Raw genomic sequence first — 21,560 nt, forward strand, 5'->3', positions numbered from 1 at the left:
GAGGAAACTATCATGAACGCCGCACACGACCTTCAGCAGCACCGCGCGCCATTAATCAACGGCGAGCGCCTGTGGGCCTCGTTAATGGAACTGGCCCAGCTGGGTGCCACGGTAAAGGGCGGTGTATGCCGCCTGGCCCTGACCGACCTGGACCGCCAGGCCCGGGATATTTTTGTACGCTGGTGTGAGGACGCCGGTTGCACCGTCAGCGTGGACGCCGTGGGCAATATCTTTGCCCGCCGCCCGGGGCGTAATCCGGATTTGCCGCCGGTGATGACCGGCAGCCATATCGACACCCAGCCCACCGGCGGCAAGTTCGACGGCTGCTTTGGCGTACTGGCCGGGGTTGAAGTACTGCGCACCCTCAACGACCTCAATGTCGAGACCGACGCGCCGCTGGAAGTGGTGGTGTGGACCAATGAAGAAGGCTCACGCTTTGCGCCGTGCATGATGGGTTCCGGGGTTTTTGCAGACAAGTTTACCCTTGAAGAAACCCTGGCCAAAACCGATGCCCAGGGCGTGACCGTGGGTGAGGCCCTGAATGCAATTGGCTATGCTGGCAGCCGCCAGGTCAACGGCCACCCGGTGGGGGCCTACTTTGAAGCTCACATCGAACAGGGGCCGATTCTGGAGGACGAGCGCAAAACCATCGGCGTCGTACTTGGCGCCCTGGGGCAGAAATGGTTCGACCTCAACCTGCGCGGTGTAGAAGCCCATGCCGGGCCTACGCCCATGCACCTGCGCAAGGATGCATTGGTCGGGGCGGCGGCCGTGGTTGCCGCCGTCAACAAGGCAGCTCTTGGCCATCAACCCCACGCCTGCGGGACCGTGGGTTGCCTGCAAGCCTATCCGGGCTCGCGCAATGTTATCCCCGGTGAAGTGCGCATGACCCTGGACTTCCGGCATTTGCTGCCCGAGCGGCTGGACTCGATGATCGAGCAAGTGCGTGGGGTGATTGAAGCCACCTGCGAGGAGCATGGCCTGAGTTTCGAACTGACTCCCACAGCAGACTTTCCGTCGCTGTACTTCAACCCTGATTGCGTCAACGCCGTGCGGGATGCGGCCAATGAGTTGGGCTTGTCGAACATGGATATCGTCAGCGGGGCAGGGCACGATGCTATCTTCCTGGCCGAGTTGGGTCCGGCAGGGATGATATTTGTGCCCTGTGAAGGCGGCATCAGCCACAACGAAATCGAAAACGCCGATCCCAAGGATCTGGCAGCGGGATGCGCGGTATTGCTTAAGGCAATGTTGGCGGCGTCGAAAACCGTAGGTAGTCGTTGAGAAGCGTAGCGAGGCTGCGATGGGTTGCACTGCAACCCTGGGCTTTGTCCAAAAGCGAAGGGCCTGCGGCAGCGGCTACAGGTTTTGTGGTGACTGATCCGGCCCCTATCAACTTGATTGTGACGTGGCTGGGTAAATGTGTGCCTGATCAATCATTCGGAAGGTGTTTTCTGTACCGGGGCATTTGTGCAGCAATTGCGCAGCCTGGCGTCTTTTTTCGAGGTGGTGTTCTACGTCGAAAATGGTCAGTGAATTGCGCCTACCCGGGACGTAGTCAGTCAGCCGGGATCTATCTACAAGAGAAGAAATAAGACAGACGCCCCAACCTGTGGGAGCGGGCTTGCTCGCGATGCAAGCACTGCGTTCTGTCAGGCAAATCGCGGTGTTGCCATCGCGGGCAAGCCTGCTCCCACTGATGCGCAGGGCGTCAGCCCTGCCAACCACCCCCCAACGCCGTCAATAACCCTACGCTGGCCTGTAACTGTCGGGTGTGCAATGCCTGCACCTGGCGCTGGGCCTGCAGGGCGGCAGTCTGTGCGGTGACTACGTCCAGGTAACTCACCGCGCCGGCTTCATAGCTGTGAGTGGCGATTGCCCGGGTGTGTTCGGCGGCGTTGGCTGCAGCCTGTTCATCGAGGCTTTCCTGTTGCAGGTCTCGCAGCTGGGCGAGGTTGTCTTCAACTTCACGCACCGCGTGCAGCACCTGGCTACGGTAATGAGCTGATGCTTCTGCAAATTCGGCCCTGGCCTGGCGTTCCTGGCCATCGAGCCTGCCGCCGTCAAAAATCGGCAGGTTGACCAACGGCCCCAACGCCCAGAACCTGTTACCGGCAGACAGCAAATTGCCGCTACCCTGGGTTTGCCCGCCAAGCAGGCCGGTCAGGCTGAAGTCCGGGTACCAGGCGGCCTTGGCTACGCCGATCCCGGCATTGGCGGCGAAAACCCGGCGCTCGGCCGCGGCGATGTCGGGGCGCCGTTGCAGCAGGGTACTGGGCAGGGTGCGCGGTTGATCAGGCAGGTTTAGCGTTTGCGAGTTGGCCACCAGCTGAAAGTTGCTGGCAGGTTCGCCCACCAGTTCACCGATGGCGTGTTCGGTCAGGTTGCGTTGGGCGCGGACGTCATCCAGCTGCGCCTCGGCTTCGGCCAGTTGGCTTTGGGCACGGGTCAGGTCGAGTTCCGAGGCGATCTGCCCCTGATAGCGCGAGCGGGTCAGTTGCAGGGCCTGAGCGTAATCATCCAGCGAGCGGGTGAGGATTTGCTGCTGCGCATCCAGCCCGTCAAGTTGCACATACAGGCTGGCCAATTGGCGTTGCAGGCTCAAACGCGCGACGGCCAGGTCATCCGCCGAGGCCTGGGCTTGAGCATCGCCCGCCGCCACCTGATTGCGGATTTTGCCCCACAGGTCGAGGTCGAAATTCAACGCAAATCCCGCCGTATTGCTGTTGTAGACCGATGGCTGAGTACTGCCGCGCAATGGACGGTTGTCCGATTGACGCTGGCGCAACGGCTGGCCACTGGCGGTAATTTGTGGGAACAGCCCAGCGTGCAACTGGCTGGCATACGCCTGCGCCGCATCGAAGTGGGCCAGTGCCGCGGCCAGATCCGGATTGGCCTTGAGCAACTGCTGTTGCAGGCTGTTCAGGCGTTCATCCTGGTATACCCGCCACCACTGTGGTGAGAGCTGGTCGGCAGGTTGCGCGCTGTGCCACGGGCCGTCGCTGGTTTGCTCACGGTAGTGCTCGGGCAACTTGAGGTCGGGTGCCTTGTAGCCTGGTGCCAGTGAGCAACCCTGCAACGCCAGGGTCAGTAACAGGGCGCTGCGTTTAAGCCTTGGCTGCATGGGGGGCTCCTGCGTCGGCCAGCTTGACCGAGTCGCCTTCGCGCAAGGCGTCGGGCGGATTGTCGATGACGGTGTCGGTGGCCGTAAGGCCTTGATCGATCACCAGTCGTTCGCCCAGATCAAGGCCGATATGGATCGTTTGCAAATGCACATGCCGGGCCTTGTCGAGCACTGCCACCTGTGTGCCCTGGGCACGGAAAATCAGGGCGCTGGCCGGGATACTGACGCCATGGGTATCGGCCGGGATCGACAGCAGCGCCTCGGCATAGTCGCCGGGCATCAGCGCGTCACCAGGGTTGAGGGCGACGAACTGGGCCATCAGGGTGCCGGAGCGCTGGTCAATTGCTGTCGAGTTGCCGATCAGTTTTGCATTGAACATTTGCCCCGGATGTTCCGGCACACTGAGTTGTACCTGCATGCCGGGGCGGATCACGCTGGCGTAGTTCTGTGGCACTGGCACATACAGGCGCAGTTGGTGCGTGTCGGCAAGATCGAACAGCTCGGTATCGCTGTCGGTGTCGGCCTTGATCAACTGGCCGATATCGGTATTGCGCGCGGTGATGGTGCCGGCAAAAGGTGCGCGAATGGTCTTGTAGGCTTCCAGCGTCGACAGTCGTGCGTAATCCGCCTCAGCGGCTTGGGCATTGGCCTTGGCCTTGGCGGCGGCAGCATTGGACAGCTTTTCGTCAGCCTCCTGGCGCGACACCGAATGGCTTGCCAGCAGATTTTGCCAGCGTGTGGCCGTGGTGGCCGCGAGCCGGGCGTTGGCTTGCTCCTGGAGCATATGGGCGCGGGTCTGCGCCAGTTGCTGATCCAGATCCGGACTGTCGATAACCGCCAGGACCTGCCCGGCCTTGACCTTGCTGCCAATGTCGGTTTGCCAGCTTTGCAGGTAGCCGTTGACCCGGGCATGGATCGGCGCCTTGCTCCAGGCCTCCAGATGCGCGGGCAGGCGCAGGGTATCGCCATGGGCGTTCTGCAGGGGCTGGAATACGTTGACAATCGGCAGTGCGGCCGCTTCGGTCCATTGGCTCACCGCGTGCTCATGGCGACTGCGGGCGGCCAGCCCATTGGCGACCAGCAAGGCGGCCAGGGTCAGGCCACCGATGCCCAGGTATATCAAGCGCTTGCGCGAGGGTTTTTGATCAGACGACATGGGAAGTTTCTCCAGCAGCAGCTCGATTTTTTTCACGGCCGTGCACCAGGCTAAATACCACGGGCACGAACAGCAGGGTGGCAACGGTGGCTAGCATCAGACCGCCAATAACGGCGCGTCCCAGGGGGGCGTTCTGTTCTTCTGACAAGGCCAGCGGGAGCATGCCGATCATCATCGCCAGTGCAGTCATGCACACGGGTCTGAAACGTGTATAGCCCGCTTCCATTGCGGCCTTGAGAGCGTCGCCATGTTCGGCCAGGCGTTCGCGGCAGAAGCTCACCACCAGGATCGAGTTGGCGGTAGCCACCCCCATGCACAAAATAGCCCCGGTCAAGGCGGGCACCGACAGCGAGGTGCCACTGAGAAACAGCATCCACACAATCCCGGCCAGGGCCGCGGGCAGGGCAGTGATGATCACGAACGGATCGACCCAGGACTGGAAGTTGACCACGATCAGCAAGTAGATCAGCACCACCGCGCCGAGCAGGCCGAAGCTCAGACCGCTGAAGGCTTCATGCAGGGCATCGATCTGGCCGTGAAGGCTGATGATTGCGCCTTTGGGCCGCAGGTTGGCTGCGCCATCAATCACTTTTTGCACATCGGCCGCCACCGAGCCCAGATCGCGACCCTGAATATTGGCGTAGAGGTCCAGCGTCGGCTGAATGTTGTAGTGAGTGACCACGGCCGGGCTTTGCACACGGCTGATAGTCGCCAGCCCGCCCAGGATTTGTGACTGGCCGTTACTGCCGGTCACGGGCAGGGCTTCGAGGGCCGGCAGGCTGTCCAGACGATACTGCGGCGTTGCGGCTACCACACCATAAGACACACCGTTCTGCGGGTTGAGCCAGAAGGTCGGTGCCACCTGGGAGCTGCCCGCCAGGGAGGCCACCATGCTGTTGGTCACATCCCGTTCGGTAATCCCCAGGCCATTGGCGCGCAGGCGGTCCACCTTGACCTGCAGCGACGGGTAACCCACCGACTGCTGAATACGCAGGTCGGCAATTCCCGGTACATGTTGCAGGCGACGTTGCAGCTCCAGGGCATAGGCGCGGTTGGCCTCGTCGTCACGCCCGGAAATTTTCACGTCCAGCGGAGCCGGTGCTCCGAAATTGAGGATCTGGGTGCTGATATCTGCAGGCATAAAGGCAAACTGGCTGCCGGGGAAACTCTCCGGCAGGGCTTCTCGCAAGCGTTTTACATAGTCGGCCGTCGGGCTGTGGCCTTCTTTAAGGGTGACCTGAATATCACCGTCCTGCGGGCCGATTGTGCCACTGCTGCTGTAGGCCATATCGATGCCGCTAAGCGGAATGCCGATATTGTCGATCACTGTGTCCAGTTGCTCGGCGGGGATGATTTCTCGAATCCGTGACTCAATGCGATCGAAGTCCGCAGCGCTTTCTTCGATGCGAGTGCCCAGCGGCAAGCGCACATGCAAGGCCAGGGCACCGGCATCGGTGGCCGGGAAAAAGTCCTGGCCCAGGCTTGGCAGCAAGGCAAAGGAGGCCAGTACACAGGCCATAAAACCCAGCAGAAAGCGTTTGCGATTGGCCAGGGCCAGTTCCAGTACGGCGTAGTAAGCGTCCCGTACTGCCGAAAAACGGCGCTCGAATCCCGCCTGAAAGCTTAGCAGTGCACGCACTGGTGCCGAGTGCTGGCGGGTGTGCTGATCGCCCTCGTGATGGTTGATGTAGCCGTCTTCCGGGTGATGCCCTGAACCTTGTTCCGGCACATGTGGCTTAAGCAGAAACATCGCTAGGGTCGGCACCAGAGTGCGCGACAGAATAAAGGAACTGCCCATGGCGAAAATCACCGACAGCGCCATCGGCCGGAACAGATAGCCAGCAATGCCCTGCAACATGAACATCGGCACAAACACGATGCAAATACACAGCAGCGACACGAACGCCGGGCCGACAATCTGCTTGGCGCCGTCCAGGATCGCATCGCGCACCGACTTGCCTTGCTCGAGGTGCCAGTTAATGTTCTCGATGGTTACTGTGGCATCGTCCACCAGAATCCCCACGGCCAGCGCCAGCCCGCCAAGGGTCATGACGTTGAGCGTTTGCCCGCTCAGGGCCAGCAGGGCGATGGCCGACAGCACGGCGAGGGGGATCGACACGGCAATGATCAGGGTTGAACGCCAGCTGCCGAGGAACAGCAGAATCATCGCGCTGGTCAGCAGGGCGGCAATGATGCCTTCCTGAGCCACGCTGCCCACCGATTGCTTGACGAACACCGAAGCGTCGCCCAGCAACGAGGTTTTCAGCGACGGTGGCAGGGTTTCGTTGATACGCGGCAGCATTGCGCGAATGCCGTCGACGATCGACAGGGTGGAGATATTGCCGTTTTTCAGCGCCGGCATCAGCACCGCACGATGGCCGTCGACGCGCACGATATTGGTTTGCGGCGGCGAGCCGTCACGTACGTGGGCCACCTGGCCAATGGTGATCAGGGCGCCATTGACGGTCTTGATCGGCAGGTCATTGAGTTCGTCGATGGCCTTGGGGCTGTTGTTGAGCAACACCGTGTATTCATAGGTGCCAAGCTTGGCGGTGCCCACCGGGATGATCTGGTTTTGCGCTGCCAGGGCATTGCCCACATCCTGTGCGGACAGGCCTTTGGCAGCCAGTGCCTGGGGGTCAAGGTCGAGGGTGATCTGACGCTGCTTGCCACCCATCGGCGTCGGCATGGCCAGGCCCGGCAGGGCGCTCAGGGGCAGGCGGATATTGTTCTGCACCAGGTCGCGGATTTTGGCTTCCGAAAGTGTCGGGCTGGAGAACGCCAGTTGCAGGATCGGCACCGTGGACGCGCTGTAATTAAGGATTAGTGGCGGGGTAATCCCCGGCGGCATCTGCTTGAGCACGGTCTGTGACACGGCGGTCACTTGCGCGTTGGCGGTGCGAATATCGACGCCGGGCTGGAAGAAAATTTTCACGATGCCCATGCCGGGCAATGACTGCGACTCGATATGTTCGATGTCGTTGACCGTGGTACTCAGCGAGCGTTCGTAGGTGTAGATCACCCGGCCGGCCATGTCGGCAGGTGCCAGGCCGGTGTATTGCCAGACCACGGCGACTACCGGAATGCCAATATCAGGAAATACATCAGTAGGGGTCCGCACAGCGGCAAGTGGCCCGATGATGCAGATGAAAATGGCCAGCACGATAAACGTGTACGGCTTGTGCAGTGCGGTCTTTACCAGCCCGAGCATGCCAGAACCTCCGAGGAGTGGAATTGCAAACCTCGGCAGTCTCACCGCTCAAACCTAACGTTCAGCTTTCAGCAACGTGAAGGATCCTTTAGGAAAGGGCTGAAATTCCCTTCATTTTCATTCATTTGGCGCAAGGCGCGAGGCGCCGCAAGCTTGCGGCCTACTCTATTGTTTCGAGGCTCGACTGCGATGAACCTTAAACCGCTTCTGCTGATTCCGTCCCTGAGCCTGGTGCTGTTGCTGTCGGCTTGTGCAGGGCCCATGCCCAAGCAGGACCCGGGCGAAGCCTGGATCGGACTGAAAGAAGAGGGCAACAGTGACCTGATGGCCGAACGTGTAGACGGCAAAAGCATCAACGATGGCCGCTATTTTGAAGTCACGCCTGGTGCCCACCGGCTGGACGTGACCCTGTATGAAGGTGCCACGGGTGATGAAAACCAGGTGGATTGCCAGGGCAAGGTCAACTACAGCGGGTTTAAAGCGGGTGAGCATTACGAATTGATCGAATCGAGCCTGGGGCCTGAAGTGAGTGCACGCCTGGTGGATGGCCACGGCAAGGAAGTGGCCCACACGGCGGACTTCACCTGTATGCCGGGGTGAGATTGCGATCCCTGTAGATACGCTGTTGCCGGTCAACCCTCCCTGTGGGAGCGAGCCTGCTCGCTCCCACAGTTGAAATGTCCTTCAGACTTTGTAGCCACTGCCGAAGGAACGAGGGCATCAAGTGAACGATTTGACGATTTTGCCCAGGGTCTCCATGGCCTTTTCGCAGGCAGCGTCCCATGGGCTGCCGTAGTTCAGGCGGATGCAGTTTCTAAAACGTTGGGTAGCCGAGAAGATCGGCCCCGGCGCAATGCTGATACCTTGGGCCAACGCCATCTGAAATAGCTTGAGCGAGTCCATTTGCTCGGGCAGCTCCAGCCACAGAAAGTACCCTCCCGATGGCTGGCTGACCCGGGTTTGTGCCGGGAAATAACGCCCTATCGCTGCCAGCATCGCGCTTTGCTGCTCTTCCAGGGCATAGCGTAATTTACGCAGGTGGCGGTCATAGCCGCCATGTTGCAAATAGTCGGCAATCGCCGCCTGGGCCGGCATGGAGGCGCACAGCGAGGTCATCAGTTTAAGCCGCTCGATTTTCTGCGCGTAACGCCCCGCAGCCACCCAGCCAATGCGATAGCCCGGGGCCAGGCTTTTGGCAAACGAGCCGCAATGCATCACCAGCCCTTCGGTATCAAACGCCTTGGCCGGCTTGGGCGGGTGCTGACCGTAATACAGCTCGGCATACACATCGTCTTCGATCAACGGCACCTGATGGTCACTCAGCAACTTCACCAGTGCCTGTTTCTTGGCCTCTGGCATGGTCGCGCCAATCGGGTTCTGAAAGCTGGTCATGCACCACACGGCCTTGATCGGGTGGCGCTCAAGGGTTTGTGCCAGCACGCCGAGGTCGATGCCATCTCGCGGGTGCACCGGGATTTCCACGGCCTTGAGCTTGAGCCGTTCCAGCACTTGCAGGCAGGCGTAGAACGCCGGGGCTTCGATGGCCACCAGATCACCGGGTTCGGTGACGGCCTGCAGGCACAGATTGAGGGCCTCCAGCGCGCCATTGGTGATCAGCAGTTCCTCCATCGGCAGCATCAGCCCGCCGACCATATAGCGCAGGGCGATTTGCCGGCGTAATTGCGGGTTGCCGGGGGACATGTCGGTCACCACCATGCGCGGGTCCATTTCGCGGCTGGCGGTGGCCATCGAGCGGGCCAGGCGTTGCAAAGGGAACAGCATCGGGCTGGGGAAGGCCGAGCCAAAGGGTACGGTGTGCGGATCCTTGATCGAGTCCAGCACCGAAAACACCAGGGCGCTGACATCCACCTGGGTGGACTCGGTGACGTGGCTGCTGAACACTGGCTCGCAAAACGGACTGGGTGCATGGGTGTTGACGAAATAGCCTGAGCGCGGCTTGGCCCGGATCAAACCGCGACGCTCCAGCAAATAATAGGCTTGAAAAACCGTCGAGGGGCTGACGCCGTAGGTCTGGCTGGCATAGCGCACCGAAGGCACGCGCTGGCCGGGGCCGAGCACCCCGGAGCGAATCAGTTCGGCAATATCGTCGGCAAATTTTTCGTAGCGTTTCATGGAATAAGGCTCGGTCCGGCGTTGGGTTACTGGCGGGGCAATGGTGTGGGAGCGGGCTTGCTCGCGATGGCCTGACTGCGATTTGTCTGACACACCGCAGCGATCCTGTCGCGAGCAAGCCCGCTCCCACACAAAGTATTTGCAGCTTAACGGTTCAGCGGGGCAACAAAACGGCTTTTGGCCACACTGCGTACGCTCGGTTCATCAGTGTCAGTGACCACAAACTCGATGGTCTGCGAGCTGCTTTTCGGGCGCTCGGCCAGCAGGGCCACAGACACCGGTACGTCGACAATCTCGCCGGGGGCCAGGGTCAGTTCGGTTTTACCCTGCAACTGGAACGCCTCGCCGTCCTGCAACGAAACCCGGTAGTGCTGAGGCTCCTGGGTCTTGTTGATGATTTTCAGGCTGTAAATGTTCTCGATCTGGCCCTGGCTGTTTTCACGGAACAGGCCGCGGTCCTTGATCACATCCAGGGACACCATGGTGCGCATATTCAGCGCCATCACCAGCGCGCCGATCATCACCACCAGCACCACGGCATAGCCGATCAGCCGCGGGCGCAGCAGATGGGTCTTGCCGCCTTGCAATTCGTGCTCGGAGGTATAACGCACCAGGCCCGGAGCGTAACCCATTTTCTCCATCACCGAGTCGCAGGCATCGATACAGGCCGCGCAGCCGATGCACTCCATCTGCAAGCCATCGCGAATATCTATCCCGGTGGGGCATACCTGCACACACATATAGCAATCGATGCAATCACCCAACCCGGCCTGCTTGGGTTCGACCCCGCGTTTGCGCGGGCCGCGGTTTTCGCCGCGGGCCACATCATAGGAAATGGCCAGGGTGTCCTTGTCGAACATCACGCTCTGGAACCGTGCATACGGGCACATGTGCATGCACACTGCCTCGCGCAGCCAGCCGGCGCTGATATAGGTGGCGCCGGTGAAAAACAGCATCCAGAACAGGCTGATACCGGCGATCTCCAGGGTCAGCAGCTCTGTGGCCAGTGGCCGTACCGGGGTGAAATAACCGACAAAGGTCAGTGCCGTCATCACGCTGATGGCCAGCCACAACGAGTGCTTGGCCGTTCGGCGCAGGATCTTGTTCAGGCGCCAGGGCGCTGCTTGCAGCTTTATGCGCTGGTTTCTGTCACCTTCGGTGATCTTTTCGCACCACATAAACAGCCAGGTCCAGGTGCTCTGCGGGCAGGTGTAGCCACACCATACGCGCCCGGCAAATACCGTGATTGCAAACAGGCCAAAGGCGGCAATGATCAGCAGTGCCGAAAGCAGGATGAAATCCTGCGGCCAGAAGGTAGCGCCGAATATATGAAACTTGCTTTCAGACAAGTCCCACAGCACTGCCTGACGGCCGTCCCAGTTGAGCCATACGGTGCCAAAGAACAGTAAAAACAACAGGCCTGCTCCCACGATTCGCAGGGTGCGAAACAGGCCGGTGAAACTGCGGGTATGAATCAGGTTGTCGCTGGACTTGTTATTGGTTTTTGCGGCTCTTGGTCGGGGAGCCTCAAATGATTCAAGTATCTGGACGGGAATTTGTTCGCTCATGGTCTTTCGCTCATCAGCCTCCATCAGGCCCGAGCACTATGCCCAGCGAACTGTTTGCATAACAGACTCAGTTATTTGAATTAATAGCGGATCAGATGGCGCTTTCAGGCGGCCTGCGACAATCGGCTGCACCCGAGGTTCTGCCCCGGTTTTGCTGGCTTTGCACGCCTGTAACGCAGTTGGGTGGTACAGGGGGTGATCGGGGTCAAGAAAATCTGCGAATCACGGTCTGATGGGTTGTGATGACTTGTGCATGTCAGCCCCACATGCGGCCTTGATAAAGGCTTGATCGAGGGTGCTGGCCTGATAGTGATATTTGAACGCTTCACCGTCTTCAAAGTGTAGGAATTTCTGTTGGCTGATCATGTAAAAGCCTTGGCAGTTTTCGCTGATTTCATCGACATTGTGCGAGGACACAAGGATTGCCGCCCCGTCCTGTGCCGCACCGCGCAGGCATTGCCAGATATGAAAGCGAAATTCCGGATCTACCCCTGCAGTGGGTTCATCCAAAATGTAGAAATCAGCTGCGACCGACAGCAGTGAAACGGTGAAGAACCAGCGTTTTTCACCGTAACTGCACAGAGAGGATTTTTTGCTCCAGATCTCGTTGTAGCGGTCAAGGATTCGAGGGCTCCAACGGGCCAGCTTCTCTTGTATATGGCATTTGTTGATGGGGGCGGGCGAGCAGAGTAAGGCCGTCATTTTGAAAATGTCATACATGCGCAACGCGGGAGGTGTCATTAGCGTCTGAGATAAATAAAGTTGTTGAGTAAAAGGGTTTGTGATCTGGCCATTATCTGGTTTTTTTAAACCGCATAAAATATCAAAGAACGTGGTCTTGCCTGCACCATTAGGTCCTAGTAAACCAGTCATTGAGCCTGAGCAAACCTGCAGGCTAGCTTGGCTGAAAAGCGGTTTTTCTGGGTAGCGGAAATCAATGCAGTCTGCCTGTAAAATACTCATTAGTAGCGGCTCCATACTGGATTGATACGCAAGTACTTGCAGGCCAATAACAAGGCGATGATGAAGGTCGCAAAAATGCTGATAATGATTTTCCATAGCGGTTGTATGCCCTGTTGCATAATGCTTTTGCCAAGGCTTAGAGGGTTGAATAATTCAATTGGGAAATAGGTGGGTTCAGGAAGGGCAGCTTGTGCTACCCCGAGGGCAAGCATGATAAAAGATAAGATTGAAAAAACAGCGTTGGCCGTTTGGAAGTTGAGTGGTAGTGCGGTAATGAGCAGGCCGGGTGAGCAGAATAAAATAAAGCAACTATAAAATCGGATCATGAGTATTGAGGCTTCATAAGTGGAGTAACCCCCAAAAGGGAGCCGTGTCATCATGTAAAAAAACAAGCAGTACAAGCAGGCGATTGTGGAGTAAGCGATGAGTTGCGCTATCAGGAACACTGCTCTGGCGTGTGGCGTATAAATGAATGAACGGATGAAACCACTTTCTCGACGGCCAATGATATAAAAAGAAAATCCAAAGAACGCTACGCTTGAAGATATATAGGCATAAAACCATGCGGTGACAGCGCTGTAATCTTGATTGAAATTATCGTCTCCTTTCGAGTAGATCAGCAGATAGAAAACAGCACCGGGCGACAGTAATATCCAGAACAGTGCAGTCGGTTCCTTGAGCTGTTCCTTGATAAAAATCATAGCCAGTTGAAAGGCTCGAGATCCTGTATTCTTGTGCATGTGGTACCTGCTAAGGAAAGAGCATCTTTGTAGATTTAATACCTGCCTTGAAGTTTGTCAAAAATATGCACATCTTGTTTAAGATTGCTCCTACAGTAGTCGTATAGTTTTCCCTATAACTTATTAAGGCTTCCTGAAACCTTTGCGATGATCTTATTTCATTTGCGTGAGGGCTTTTATATGCTTCGCCTGAAAATATTAAAAAATTTCAAATGCTTGTGAATGTTTGTTTGTTTTTGGTAGGGCCTGTTTTAAAGAATACTTGTAAGCCCGCTCTGTAGTACGGGTATGACTTTTTTTCAAAAAAAGCGACGAGCGGCATGCTGTTTGAATGTGCGCTGCCATACCGCTCCTTGTTATTTGCCGTAATTAGAACTTTTCAGTCTTTACCTTTCGCGGCACTTGCTCACAGGGCGGGTCACCCATGGGTTGCGGGTCACGCTCGGGCGGCTCCTGTTGCGGTTGTGGCCCGGGAACGGGCGGCAAAGCTGGCTGGTCGATATTGGGGTCAGGGGTTTCAGGTGCAATGGGGATACTCATCACGATGACCTCTCGGTGGCGGGATGTAGAGGGCTGTCGGACGGTTGACCGTGTGATGGCAGGTTTGATTCCGCTCACGTGACCGACGGCGCACTGCGCTGCGCGTACCGCAATATTTGCATGGGTTTTGCATAAACCAAGGGTAATTAGCCCTCACGGGGTGCCCCACAAGAGCTAGTCTTGGTGGGACTGTGGATTCAGGACATAGGCCAAGTCGAAGACCGAAACGTATGCACAGGCATGCACAACCTTTACCAGACGGAGAGCAGCATGAGTTCGAGCATGGATACTGGTAAAGGTAAAGACTCGCTGTTACCCGCCCCTACGGACATCGACGCACTGACCAAAGCCGAACACCCCGATCCGTTTGCGGTGCTGGGGCCTCACGCCGATGCTGCAGGCGGGCAGTTTGTCCGGGCTTTTTTGCCCGGCGCGGTCAGTGTCAATGTACTCGCCAGGGATACCGGTGAAGTACTCGGGCGCCTTGATGACGCACAAGTCACCGGCCTTTTTGTCGGGCATTTCACACAGGCGCGGCCGTACTTGCTCCAGGTTGATTGGGGCAATGCCGTGCAAACCAGCGAAGATCCTTACAGTTTTGGTCCGTTGTTGGGTGAGATGGACTTGTACCTGTTTGCCGAAGGCAACCACCGTGATTTAAGCAGCTGCTTCGGGGCGCAATTGCTGGAGGTTGATGGCGTGCCGGGGGTGCGCTTTGCCGTGTGGGCGCCAAATGCGCGGCGGGTGTCTGTGGTAGGCGATTTCAATGGTTGGGATGGCCGTCGCCACCCCATGCGCCTGCGCCACGCCAACGGCGTGTGGGAGCTGTTTGTGCCGCGCCTGCAGGCGGGCGAGGCGTACAAATACGAAATCCTTGGCGCCCACGGCATCTTGCCGCTCAAGGCCGACCCTGTGGCGCTGGCCACTCAGTTGCCGCCTGATACGGCGTCGAAGGTGGCGTCACCCCTGGCCATCGACTGGCAGGATGGTGACTGGATGCAAGCCCGTGAGCAGCGTCAGCGCCGTGACGCACCGTTGTCAATTTACGAGTTACATGCAGGGTCATGGCAGTGCGAGACCGATGATGTTGGCGACATCGAGCGTCAGTACACCTGGCCCGAGCTGGCCGAGCGCCTGATCCCTTACGTGCAGCAACTGGGTTTCACCCATATCGAGCTGATGCCGATCATGGAACACCCGTTTGGAGGCTCCTGGGGCTATCAGCCTCTGTCACAATTTGCGCCGACGGCCCGCTATGGTTCGCCTGATGATTTTGCCGCGTTCGTCAATGCCTGTCATATGGCCGGTATCGGTGTGATTCTGGACTGGGTACCAGCGCATTTCCCCAACGATACCCATGGGCTGGCGCAGTTTGATGGCACGGCACTGTACGAATACGCCAACCCTCTTGAAGGTTTTCATCAGGACTGGAACACCCTGATTTACAACCTGGGCCGTACCGAAGTGCATGGTTTTATGCTTGCCTCGGCCTTGCACTGGCTCAAGCACTTTCATGTCGACGGGTTGCGGGTGGATGCGGTGGCGTCCATGTTGTACCGCGACTATTCGCGCAAGGCTGGTGAGTGGGTGCCCAACCGGCATGGCGGGCGGGAAAACCTCGAAGCGATAGAATTTTTGCGCCATCTCAATGATGTGGTTGCCTACGAGGTACCAGGCGCGCTGGTGATTGCCGAAGAGTCCACGGCCTGGCCCGGCGTCAGCGAGAGCACCGATCAGGGCGGGCTGGGGTTTTCCTACAAATGGAACATGGGCTGGATGCACGATTCGCTGCATTACATCCAGCAAGACCCGGTGTACCGCGCCCATCATCACAACGAACTGAGCTTTGGCCTGGTGTACGCCTGGACCGAGCGCTTTATCCTGCCGATCTCCCACGATGAAGTGGTGCACGGCAAACACTCGCTGATCGACAAGATGCCCGGTGATCGCTGGCAGAAATTCGCCAATCTGCGTGCTTACTTGAGTTTTATGTGGGCACATCCGGGTAAGAAACTGCTGTTTATGGGCTGCGAATTCGGCCAGTGGCGTGAATGGAATCATGATCAGCAACTGGACTGGTATTTACTGCAATACCCCGAGCACCGGGGGGTGCAAAAACTGGTTGGCGACTTGAATCGTTTGTACCGCGAGCAGCCAGCGCTGTATGAGCAGGATGATGTATCGCAGGGTTTCCAGTGGTTGATTGGCGATGACGCAGCCAACAGCGTTTATGCGTGGCTACGCTGGAGCAAGGACGGTTCGCCCTTGCTGGTGGTGACCAACTTTACCCCGGTACCGCGCGAAGGTTATCGGATCGGTGTGCCATTTGCCGGTACCTGGCAGGAGGTTATCAACAGTGATTCGGCGATCTATGCCGGTTCCGATTATGGCAACGGCGGCGGGGTGGTGACCCAGGAGGTAGCCAGCCATGGTCAGGGCGTATCGCTGGCCTTGAATCTGCCGCCGCTGGGGGTGCTGATATTGCGGCCGGTGACGGGGTAGAGCAACAGCGCCCTTACCCCAGGCCTCACCCTCGGGAGAGGGTTGGGGTGAGGGCAGGCGGGCACCTCGGTATTACAGATGCACCTCAACCGCCAACGGTAAATGATCGGATAAATGGCTCCACGGCTTATTGCCAAGGATCTCTGGATTGTGGCTGCGAGCATTGCGCAAGTAGATACGATCCAGACGCAGAAGTGGCCAGCGCGCGGGATAGCTCTTGGCCACTTGGCCGTGATGGCGCTCAAACACCTCATGCAGGTCGTCACGCTGGCGCAGGGCAGCATTGCCTTGCTGCTTCCAGTCGTTGAAGTCACCGGCAATGATCACCGGCTCATGGGGCGGCAAGGATTTGAGCAGTTGGTTGAGCAACACGATCTGCAGTTGGCGATGGCTTTCCAGCAGGCTCAAATGCACACAAATGGCATGCACATTGTCATGCCCCGGCACATCCAGCACACAGTGCAGCAAGCCGCGCCGCTCAGGCCCGGTGATCGACACATCGAGATTGCGCGAAGCCTTGATCGGGTACTTGGACAACAGGGCATTACCGTGATGACCGTCGGGGTAAACGGCATTTTGCCCGTAGGCAAAGTCGCTCCACATGCTGTCGGCGAGGAATTCGTACTGTGAGGTGGCAGGCCAGTCTTCATAACGTGAGGCGTGCTTGCCGTGCTCGCCGAGCACTTCCTGCAAAAACACCAGATCGGCACCGGTGCTGCGCACGGCTTCGCGCAGTTCGGGCAGGATGAAGCGGCGGTTGAAGGCGGTAAAGCCCTTGTGTGTATTGACCGTCAGCACCTTGATTCGATGCACGGCAGGTGCTGTTGCCGGGGTGGCAGATAAAAGTGTATTGCCGACAGCTTGTTCGGTAGGCATGGTCACTCCTCTGTCAGGGGCAGTTTCAAAGCGGCAAGTTACAGTCACAGCTTGCCGCTTTTTATGGGGGTGCACTTGATGTTTATCAATACATTCACGACACCTCGGTGTGTTGCAATTCAAACAGCACCAGCGAACGCCCGGTGACATTGTAGGGTTTGTTGAAGGGCAGATGCTGCGGGCCCTTGATGCTCGGGTCAGTGGTGTCGAGCCGGCATGACCAGCTGATGCCGTGGGGCACTTTGGGCAGGTTGAAGTTGACCGGGTCGTGGTTGGCATTGACCACGATCAGCAAGGTGGCATCAGCGCCGGCGCGCTGCACCCCGGATACCTGCGCCCGGCCATCGAGCAGCATGCCCATGCACCGGGCCTCGGCGTCCTGCCACTGTTCGGTGGTCATCTCGTTGCCATCGGCGGCCAGCCAGGTCACGTCCTTGTACTCGGGCGTGTCAACGGAGTGCCCCACCAGGAACAGGCCGCGCCGCAGGATGGGGTACTGCATGCGTAACTTGATCAGGCGTTTGACAAAGGCCAGCAGGGATTTGCCGGTCTTGTCCAGTTCCCAGTTGATCCAGCCGATTTCGCTGTCCTGGCAGTAGGCGTTGTTGTTGCCGTGCTGGGTGCGGGCGAATTCGTCGCCGGCCACGAGCATCGGCGTGCCCTGGGCCAGGAACAGGGTGGCCATGAAATTGCGCATTTGGCGCTGGCGCAAGGCGTTGATTTCGGAGTCGTCGGTGGGCCCTTCGACGCCGTGGTTCCAGGAAATATTGTTGTTGCTACCGTCCTGGTTGTTTTCGTCGTTGGCCTCGTTATGTTTATCGTTGTAGGACACCAGGTCGTGCAGCGTGAAGCCGTCATGGGCGGTAATGAAGTTGACCGAGCTATAGGGCCTTCGGCCCCGGTGGTTGAACAGGTCGGCCGAACCGGTCATGCGCCCGGCAAATTCAGCCAGTTTGCCTTCGTCGCCTTTCCAGAACGCGCGCACGGTGTCGCGGAAGCGGTCGTTCCATTCCGCCCAGCCGGGCGGGAAGCCGCCGACCTGGTAGCCACCGGGGCCACAGTCCCAAGGTTCGGCAATCATTTTTACCCGGCGCAGCAGCGGGTCCTGGCGACAGGCCACCAGAAAGCTGTGACGTTCGTTGAAGCCGTCGTGATAGCGCCCCAGAATCGTCGCCAGGTCGAAGCGGAAACCGTCGACGTGCATCTCCCGGGCCCAATAGCGCAGCGAGTCAGTGACCATCTGCAAGACGCATGGATGGCTAAGGTCCAGAGTGTTGCCGGTGCCGGAATCGTTGATGTAGTAGCGCTTGTCCTCGGGCATCAGGCGATAGTACGAGGCGTTGTCGATGCCGCGCATGGACAGGGTCGGACCTTGTTCGTTGCCTTCGGCGGTGTGGTTGTAGACCACATCCAGAATCACCTCGAGGCCGGCCTTGTGCAGGCGCGCCACCATCTCCTTGAACTCGGCAATCTTGCCGCTGGCCAGATAGCGCGGGTCGGGGGCAAAAAAAGCGATGCTGTTGTAGCCCCAATAATTGGTCATGCCTTTTTGCAGCAGATGCTGGTCATTGACGAAGGCATGCACCGGCAATAGCTCGATGCTGGTTACGCCCAGGTCGGTGATGTGCTCAACCACTTCATCGATCATCAAGCCGGCAAAGGTACCACGCACCGCATCCGGCACGGCGGGGTGGCGCATGCTGATGCCGCGCACGTGGGCCTCGTAGAAGATGGTGCGTTCCCAAGGCACGCTCAAGCGGTGGTCATGACCCCAGGTGTGCGCCGGGTCGATGACCTTGCACTTGGGCACGAAGGGCGCGCTGTCCCGTTCATCAAAGCTCAAGTCGGCATCCGGGTGACCGATGGTGTAGCCAAACAGGGCCTCGGACCACTTCAGTTCACCCACCAGCTGTTTGGCGTAGGGGTCGATCAGCAGTTTGTGGTGGTTGAAGCGATGGCCATTTTCCGGGTCGTAGGGGCCATGCACGCGATAACCGTAGACCTGCCCGGGATGGGCGTCCGGCAGATAGCCGTGGAAGGTCTCGTCGGTGTACTCGGGCAGCTCGATACGCTCCAGCTCGACCTCGCCTGCGGCATCGAACAGGCACAGCTCGACCTTGGTGGCATTGGCCGAGAACAGGGCAAAGTTGACGCCCAGGCCATCCCAGGTGGCCCCAAGGGGGAAGGGCAGCCCTTCGCGGATGCGCAAGGGGTCGCCAGTGGGCGGTGCTGACGTGTGTTTACTCATGACCTGCTCCTGCACAACCGGATTTTTGGGTGTAGGTGGCCTGTGGGGGCGGGCTTGCGATTGCACTTCTGCGGTTCAATCCGTTGGCCGGGTTGAGGCAATCGCGAGCTGGCGCTCCCACAAGGGGGAAGGTGGACTCAAGACGAGGCAGGCTTGCGCGGTGCCCGGGGCTTTTTCTCGCCGGCAGGTTTTGCTGCGGCCTTGGCCTTGGTGGCCTTGGGGGCTGCCTTGGAAGGGGCCAGGGCTTGTGCCTGGGCCAGTTTGTGGGCCATTTCCCAGTGACGCGCCTCCTGGCCCTCCGGGCGACCTTCAGACTCCCAGATCTGATAGGCAAATTCACGAATGTGCTTGTCGTCATTACTCATGGTGAAGCTCCTTGCTCATGGGTGATTTAGCGGTCTCGCTCGTGGGCTTGCTGGCGGGCGCAGGCCAGCAGTTCAAAACGTTGGGTGGCATCGATGGCGTCCAGCAAGGTATTGCCGTCGCCCGGCAGACGTCGGCACCAATTGGGGTGGCCGCTGACGGTGCCGGGCAAGTTGGCTTGCTCCTCGAGCCCCAGTGCATCTTCGATTGGCAGCAGTACCAGCGGCGCACGGGTGTGCCCCAGATAACGGATGCTGGCGTCCAGTGTCGGGGCGTTGCCCTGGGCTTCTTCCTGAAAGTTTTGCGGATCCAGGCGCAAGGCCAGGTCCAGGCCTTCGCACTCGCGCTGACGGCTTTCGCGCCAGTGGTGTGCAGTGACCGGGTCAATCAGGCCCAGGCGTTCATTCCAGTCGATATCGCGTCCGTGCAGCCAGCCGGTGAGTGTCGGCAGGTCGTGGGTGCTGGTGGTGGCCAGGGCATCGTCCGGCCAGTCCAGAATCGGTTTGAAGCGCGCGCCGTAGTCCTGCTCGAACAGCAGCACGCGAATGCCCAGGATTGCCCGCTCGCTGAGCTTTTCCCGCAGGCCGTCAGGTACGGTGCCGAGGTCCTCGCCCAGCACGATGGCCTGGTGGCGCACCGATTCAAGGCACACCAGGCGCAGCAGGTCGTCGATCGGGTAATACAGATAGGCGCCTTCATCGGGCGAAGCCCCCAGGGGTATTACCCACAGGCGCTGCAAACCCAGCACATGGTCGATGCGCAGCCCGCCAGCATGGGCAAAATTGGCCCGCAGCATCTCGATAAAGGCACGAAAACCATTGCGCTTCAGGCCTTCGGGGGAAAACGCCGAGATGCCCCAGCCCTGGCCTGCGCGGTTGAGTGCATCGGGTGGCGCGCCCACGGTCAGTTGCGCCAGCAGCTCATCCTGGCGGCACCAGGCCTGGCTGCCGGCACCATCGGCACCCACGGCCAGGTCGGCGATCAGGCCGATGGCCATGCCGCTGCTACGCGCCGTGGTCTGGGCCCGGTCCAGGCAGCGGGCGATCAGCCATTGGCAAAAGGCGTAATAACCGATGAGCGCCTGGTGCCCCTCGGCAAACCGCAATAGCGCCGGGCTGTCGGGGTTGCGCCATTGTTCGGGCCACTCGCGCCAGTCGAAGCTGTGATGCCCGGCCACACAGGTTTCCTGCAGGGCCTCAAAGCGGCAGTGGTTTTCCAGTGCTTCGCCACCCAGCTCGCGAAAGTGATTGAAGTCGGCCAGCAGCGGGTGTTCGTCCCGGGCAAAGTCGTTGTAGAGCTGACGCAGCAATGTCTGTTTGGCCAGGGTTGCGGCTGGCCAGTCGATCAGCGGCAACTGTTCAAGACGTTGCAGTTCGTCTCTCAGGCCTGTGGCTTCAATGGCCCTGTGCAGTGCCTCCTCGCCAAGGATACTGGCGGGTGCTGCATACAGGCTGTTGAGAAACAGGCGACTGGAAGGTGAGTACGGGCTGTAATGTTTGGGCGCGCTGCTGAACATGGCGTGCAGGGGGCTGATCGCCAGCGCATCGGCGCCGCGCTCACCCACAGCCTGCAACAGGGTTTCGAGTGCCCGGGTATCACCAAAGCCGCCATCGCCGTGGCGCCGCAGCGAGTACAGTTGCACGCTGACACCCCATGCCCGTGGCGCTGTCTGATGCAGGGCATCGCCGATACTGAAGCACCTGGCCGGGGCCACGGCCAGGGTGAACTGTTGATCTTCCAGCTGCACCCGGTGGTAGCCGACGGGGATCATGCCCGGCAACATGGCGTCGGCATCCAGCTGGATTGGCAATGCATCGCCGTTCTCCAGATGCACGATGCACTGACTATGGGCGTGAAAGTAGCGTGACAAGTCCAGGGCCTTGCCGACGTCTGCCGTGAGCAAGGGCGGCAGGCGTTTGTTCTGCTGCTCCAGCTGCAGGTTTAGCAGACTGGTTTCGATGGCTTCGGCGCTGTCGGCGGGCAATCCCAGCCCCGCCAGAATGGCCTCCAGCACCTGTGGCCTGACCCTCTGTGGCTGGCCGTTGGCATCAATCCAGTCAACGGCCAGTCCGGCCCGGCCGGCGAGTACTTCAAGTTGCGCTTCGCTCATTGGCGGTTCCCTTGATGGCGATAAAT

At 59.2% G+C, this 21,560-nt stretch carries 15 protein-coding genes; 3 read left to right on the forward strand and 12 right to left on the reverse strand.

Annotated features, from left to right (window positions below):
• Positions 1-12: 12 nt before the first annotated feature.
• The gene (locus GHN92_RS09410) at positions 13-1,284 is read left to right on the forward strand and encodes a Zn-dependent hydrolase (protein ID WP_153379945.1); all 1,272 of its coding nucleotides are present in this window, start codon (positions 13-15) and stop codon (positions 1,282-1,284) included.
• A gap of 427 nt (positions 1,285-1,711) precedes the next feature.
• Here the strand turns inward: GHN92_RS09410 and GHN92_RS09415 are convergent, their stop codons facing one another.
• Genes GHN92_RS09415 through GHN92_RS09425 form a run of 3 tightly spaced genes read right to left on the reverse strand, consistent with a single transcriptional unit; the run spans position 1,712 to position 7,491 of the window.
• The gene (locus tag GHN92_RS09415) at positions 1,712-3,124 is read right to left on the reverse strand and encodes an efflux transporter outer membrane subunit (protein WP_095018835.1); all 1,413 of its coding nucleotides are present in this window, start codon (positions 3,122-3,124) and stop codon (positions 1,712-1,714) included.
• Entirely contained in the window at positions 3,108-4,280 is a 1,173-nt protein-coding gene (locus tag GHN92_RS09420; protein WP_153379947.1) for an efflux RND transporter periplasmic adaptor subunit, read from the reverse strand. Before GHN92_RS09420 ends, GHN92_RS09415 begins: the two co-directional genes overlap by 17 nt.
• The gene (locus GHN92_RS09425; protein ID WP_133144384.1) at positions 4,270-7,491 is read right to left on the reverse strand and encodes an efflux RND transporter permease subunit; all 3,222 of its coding nucleotides are present in this window, start codon (positions 7,489-7,491) and stop codon (positions 4,270-4,272) included. Before GHN92_RS09425 ends, GHN92_RS09420 begins: the two co-directional genes overlap by 11 nt.
• A gap of 189 nt (positions 7,492-7,680) precedes the next feature.
• On the opposite strand from GHN92_RS09425, the gene GHN92_RS09430 reads away from it, so the two are divergent.
• Positions 7,681-8,091: a hypothetical protein gene (locus GHN92_RS09430; RefSeq protein ID WP_095018837.1), complete on the forward strand. Its 411-nt coding sequence runs from the start codon at positions 7,681-7,683 to the stop codon at positions 8,089-8,091.
• Between the two features lie 120 nt (positions 8,092-8,211).
• On the opposite strand, the gene mapR is transcribed toward GHN92_RS09430, so the two are convergent.
• The 5 genes from mapR to GHN92_RS23830 all read right to left on the reverse strand — a co-directional run bounded on the left by mapR (position 8,212) and on the right by GHN92_RS23830 (position 13,435).
• The gene (mapR, locus tag GHN92_RS09435; RefSeq protein WP_095002453.1) at positions 8,212-9,624 is read right to left on the reverse strand and encodes a GntR family transcriptional regulator MpaR; all 1,413 of its coding nucleotides are present in this window, start codon (positions 9,622-9,624) and stop codon (positions 8,212-8,214) included.
• Positions 9,625-9,770: 146 nt separating this feature from the next.
• On the reverse strand, positions 9,771-11,192 hold the full coding sequence (ccoG, locus tag GHN92_RS09440; RefSeq protein WP_095021199.1) for a cytochrome c oxidase accessory protein CcoG: 1,422 nt from the start codon (positions 11,190-11,192) through the stop codon (positions 9,771-9,773).
• A gap of 222 nt (positions 11,193-11,414) precedes the next feature.
• The gene (locus tag GHN92_RS09445) at positions 11,415-12,155 is read right to left on the reverse strand and encodes an ATP-binding cassette domain-containing protein (RefSeq protein ID WP_133144385.1); all 741 of its coding nucleotides are present in this window, start codon (positions 12,153-12,155) and stop codon (positions 11,415-11,417) included.
• Positions 12,155-12,895, reverse strand: coding sequence for an ABC transporter permease (locus GHN92_RS09450; RefSeq protein WP_095002368.1), 741 nt, complete (start codon positions 12,893-12,895; stop codon positions 12,155-12,157). The genes GHN92_RS09445 and GHN92_RS09450 overlap by 1 nt, the downstream gene beginning before the upstream one ends.
• Before the next feature lie 369 nt (positions 12,896-13,264).
• Entirely contained in the window at positions 13,265-13,435 is a 171-nt protein-coding gene (locus GHN92_RS23830) for a hypothetical protein (RefSeq protein ID WP_165446481.1), read from the reverse strand.
• A gap of 282 nt (positions 13,436-13,717) precedes the next feature.
• On the opposite strand from GHN92_RS23830, the gene glgB reads away from it, so the two are divergent.
• On the forward strand, positions 13,718-15,937 hold the full coding sequence (glgB, locus tag GHN92_RS09455; RefSeq protein WP_372239737.1) for a 1,4-alpha-glucan branching protein GlgB: 2,220 nt from the start codon (positions 13,718-13,720) through the stop codon (positions 15,935-15,937).
• Positions 15,938-16,009: 72 nt separating this feature from the next.
• Here glgB and GHN92_RS09460 read toward each other — a convergent pair whose 3' ends face one another.
• The 4 genes from GHN92_RS09460 to malQ form a co-directional block, all read right to left on the reverse strand.
• Entirely contained in the window at positions 16,010-16,813 is an 804-nt protein-coding gene (locus tag GHN92_RS09460; protein WP_095002370.1) for an endonuclease/exonuclease/phosphatase family protein, read from the reverse strand.
• Positions 16,814-16,907: 94 nt separating this feature from the next.
• Positions 16,908-19,061, reverse strand: a complete 2,154-nt coding sequence (gene glgX / locus GHN92_RS09465; RefSeq protein WP_146541102.1) for a glycogen debranching protein GlgX — start codon at positions 19,059-19,061, stop codon at positions 16,908-16,910.
• 137 nt (positions 19,062-19,198) lie between these two features.
• A complete protein-coding gene (locus GHN92_RS09470) occupies positions 19,199-19,426 on the reverse strand; it encodes a DUF2934 domain-containing protein (protein ID WP_095002372.1) in 228 nt (75 codons plus the stop codon).
• 26 nt (positions 19,427-19,452) lie between these two features.
• Positions 19,453-21,534, reverse strand: coding sequence for a 4-alpha-glucanotransferase (gene malQ / locus GHN92_RS09475; RefSeq protein ID WP_095002373.1), 2,082 nt, complete (start codon positions 21,532-21,534; stop codon positions 19,453-19,455).
• Positions 21,535-21,560 lie beyond the last annotated feature (26 nt).

This window comes from Pseudomonas sp. FSL R10-2964 (assembly GCF_009600035.1).
In the GTDB taxonomy this organism is placed as follows: Bacteria; Pseudomonadota; Gammaproteobacteria; order Pseudomonadales; family Pseudomonadaceae; genus Aquipseudomonas; species Aquipseudomonas bubulae.